Source organism: Tardiphaga sp., assembly GCF_028290785.1.
Taxonomy (GTDB): Bacteria; Pseudomonadota; Alphaproteobacteria; order Rhizobiales; family Xanthobacteraceae; genus Tardiphaga.
Genome location: NZ_JAQGJD010000046.1, coordinates 1 through 3,174, shown reverse-complemented (window position 1 = coordinate 3,174; position 3,174 = coordinate 1). Strand labels below are relative to the sequence as shown.

At 62.4% G+C, this 3,174-nt stretch carries 5 protein-coding genes; all 5 read left to right on the top strand.

Features of this window, described 5'->3' with window-relative positions; translation table 11 throughout:
- The first annotated feature begins 77 nt into the window (after positions 1-77).
- Positions 78-443: an NADH-quinone oxidoreductase subunit A gene (locus JWR89_RS02555; protein ID WP_299711426.1), complete on the top strand. Its 366-nt coding sequence runs from the start codon at positions 78-80 to the stop codon at positions 441-443.
- A 17-nt stretch (positions 444-460) separates the two neighbouring features.
- On the top strand, positions 461-1,057 hold the full coding sequence (locus tag JWR89_RS02550; RefSeq protein WP_299711429.1) for an NADH-quinone oxidoreductase subunit B: 597 nt from the start codon (positions 461-463) through the stop codon (positions 1,055-1,057).
- A gap of 3 nt (positions 1,058-1,060) precedes the next feature.
- Positions 1,061-1,390, top strand: a complete 330-nt coding sequence (locus JWR89_RS02545; RefSeq protein ID WP_299711424.1) for a DHCW motif cupin fold protein — start codon at positions 1,061-1,063, stop codon at positions 1,388-1,390.
- Positions 1,391-1,392: 2 nt separating this feature from the next.
- The gene (locus JWR89_RS02540) at positions 1,393-2,007 is read left to right on the top strand and encodes an NADH-quinone oxidoreductase subunit C (RefSeq protein ID WP_299711422.1); all 615 of its coding nucleotides are present in this window, start codon (positions 1,393-1,395) and stop codon (positions 2,005-2,007) included.
- The coding region (locus JWR89_RS02535; protein WP_299711420.1) for an NADH-quinone oxidoreductase subunit D at positions 2,004-3,174 on the top strand (1,171 nt) is incomplete at its 3' end. The genes JWR89_RS02540 and JWR89_RS02535, both read left to right, overlap by 4 nt.

Here is a 3,174-nt window from a genome sequence, read left to right as displayed (position 1 = left end):
CGCTGCGCTAAGCCTCGAACAATTCCAATGTGTTCACGAATCTGCGGGGCTCAGAGCCGCGGGAAAAGGGATCGCCGATGAACGGCATCTTGCAGAATTATCTTCCTTTGGTAGTGTTTATCGGCATCGCGACCGTGATCGGAGCAGCATTGCTCGTCGCGCCCTTCATCGTTGCCTTCCAGCAGCCGGATCCGGAAAAGCTGTCCGCCTATGAATGCGGATTCAATGCTTTTGACGACGCGCGCATGAAATTCGACGTGCGGTTCTATCTGGTCGCGATCCTGTTCATTATCTTCGATCTTGAGGTTGCCTTCCTGTTTCCGTGGGCGGTCGCCTTCGGCAAGCTGGGCGTGACCGGTTTCTGGTCGATGATGGTGTTCCTTGGCGTTCTCACCGTCGGCTTCGCCTACGAATGGAAGAAAGGCGCCCTCGAATGGGATTGAGCCCCGTGACCACCTCGATGCAGCCCACGCCCTCGGTCCGCACCACCGGCGCACAGCCGATGGTCGCGAAGGCGGCGACCGGCATCATCGACCCGAACACCGGCAAGCCGGTGGGCGCCAATGACCCGTATTTCCTTGAGGTCAACGCCGAGCTGTCCGACAAGGGCTTCTTCGTCGCCGCGACCGACGATCTGATCACCTGGGCGCGCACCGGCTCGCTGATGTGGATGACCTTCGGCCTGGCGTGCTGCGCCGTCGAGATGATGCAGGTCTCGATGCCGCGCTACGATATCGAGCGCTTCGGCTTTGCGCCGCGTGCCTCTCCCCGGCAGTCCGACGTCATGATCGTCGCCGGCACCCTGACCAACAAGATGGCCCCGGCGCTGCGCAAGGTCTACGATCAGATGCCGGAGCCGCGCTACGTCATCTCGATGGGCTCCTGCGCCAATGGCGGCGGCTACTATCACTATTCCTATTCGGTGGTGCGCGGTTGCGACCGTATCGTGCCGGTCGATATCTACGTGCCGGGCTGCCCCCCGACTGCGGAAGCGCTGCTGTACGGCGTGCTGCTGCTGCAGAAGAAGATCCGTAGGACTGGAACGATTGAGCGATAGACGATGCGTATGACCGATATTCCCTTCGGGACGACCGACTGGTCCGCCATCGAGCCGACGACGCATGCCGGCGACGTTGGAGTTGCGACCTGGCGAACGCGGACATTCGGCGACCTTCGCGTCCGGATGGTCGATTATTCGGCTGGCTACGTTTCGGATCACTGGTGCAGCAAGGGCCACATCCTTTTTTGCGTCGATGGTGAACTGGATACCGACCTCGCAGACGGCCGAAAATTCACCCTGACGCCGGGCATGAGCTACCAGGTGGCCGACGGAACCGACGCCCATCGTTCGCATAGTGCGAAGGGTGCCCGACTCTTTATCGTGGATTGATCGTGATGGACGCGAAGCTGCAAAAGCTTGGAGAAACGATCGTGGCCGCCCTGCCGGGTGCGGCGCTGGCGCACGTCGTCGCGTTTGGTGATCTTACCATCGCCGTTCAGGCAGATAAAATCGTCGATGTCGTGCGCTTCCTGCGCGACGATCCGGGCTGCCGCTTTGTCAGCTTCGTCGATGTCACCGCGGTGGATTATCCGGGCCGCGAGAAGCGCTTCGACGTGGTCTACCATTTGATGTCGCCGACGCTGAATGCCCGGGTCCGGCTCAAGGCCGAGGCCTCCGAGACCACCCAGGTGCCCTCGATCATTACTGTGTTTCCTGGCGCCGACTGGTTCGAGCGCGAGGCCTACGATCTCTACGGCGTGATCTTCGTCGGCCACCCCGACATGCGCCGGCTGCTCACCGACTACGGCTTCGACGGCCATCCGCTGCGCAAGGACTTCCCGCTCTCCGGCTTCGTCGAAGTGCGTTACGACGACCAGGAAAAGCGCGTGGTCTATGAGCCGGTGCGGCTGAACCAGGAATTCCGCAAGTTCGATTTCCTCTCGCCCTGGGAAGGCGCGGATTATCCGATCCTGCCCGGCGACGAGAAGGCGGAGGTCAAGCCATGACCGAACAACCAGCCGTTCGCAATTTCACCATCAACTTCGGCCCGCAGCATCCCGCAGCCCATGGCGTGTTGCGCCTTGTGCTCGAACTGGACGGCGAAGTCGTCGAGCGCGTCGATCCGCATATCGGCCTGCTGCATCGCGGCACTGAAAAGCTGATCGAGCAGAAGACCTATCTGCAGGCGATTCCCTATTTCGATCGGCTCGATTACGTCGCGCCGATGAACCAGGAGCACGCGTTCTGTCTGGCGGCCGAGAAGCTGCTCGGCATCACCGTGCCGCGCCGCGGCCAGTTGATCCGCGTGCTGTATTGCGAGATCGGCCGCATCCTGTCGCATCTGCTCAACGTCACCACCCAGGCGATGGACGTAGGCGCCTTGACCCCGCCGCTGTGGGGCTTCGAAGAGCGCGAAAAGCTGATGGTTTTCTACGAGCGCGCGTCGGGCTCGCGCATGCACGCGGCCTATTTCCGCATCGGCGGCGTGCATCAGGACCTGCCGCCGAAGCTGATCGACGATATCGACGCCTGGTGCGATCCGTTCCTCGGCGTGGTGCAGGATCTCGAGACGCTGCTGACCGGCAACCGCATCTTCAAGCAGCGCAACGTCGATATCGGCGTGGTGTCGCTCGAGGATTGCTGGAAGTGGGGCTTCTCCGGCGTGATGGTGCGGGGCTCCGGCGCCGCGTGGGATCTGCGCAAGGCCCAGCCCTACGAGTGCTACGAGGAGCTGGATTTCGACATCCCGGTCGGCCGCAACGGCGACAATTACGACCGCCAGGTGATCCGGATGCTCGAGATGCGGGAATCGGTCCGCCTCATGCAGCAATGCATCCACAAGCTCCGCTCTCCCGAGGGAAGCGGGCCGGTGACGTCGCTCGACGGCAAGGTGGCACCGCCCAAGCGCGGCCAGATGAAGCGCTCGATGGAGGCGCTCATCCATCACTTCAAACTCTACACGGAAGGCTTTCACGTGCCAGCCGGCGAGGTTTACGCGGCCGTCGAAGCCCCCAAGGGCGAGTTCGGCGTCTATCTGGTGGCGGACGGCACCACCAAACCGTATCGCTGCCACATCCGGGCTCCGGGCTTCGCCCATCTCCAGGCCATGGATTTCATGTGCCGCGGCCACATGCTGGCCGATGTCTCTGCGGTGCTCGGGTCCCTCGACATCG

Bases quoted from the DNA above. Each gene is read 5' to 3' on its own strand.
- JWR89_RS02545 (WP_299711424.1), top strand. From the start codon at position 1,061: ATGCGTATGACCGATATTCCCTTCGGGACGACCGACTGGTCCGCCATC.
- JWR89_RS02555 (WP_299711426.1), top strand. From the start codon at position 78: ATGAACGGCATCTTGCAGAATTATCTTCCTTTGGTAGTGTTTATCGGC.
- JWR89_RS02550 (WP_299711429.1), top strand. From the start codon at position 461: ATGCAGCCCACGCCCTCGGTCCGCACCACCGGCGCACAGCCGATGGTC.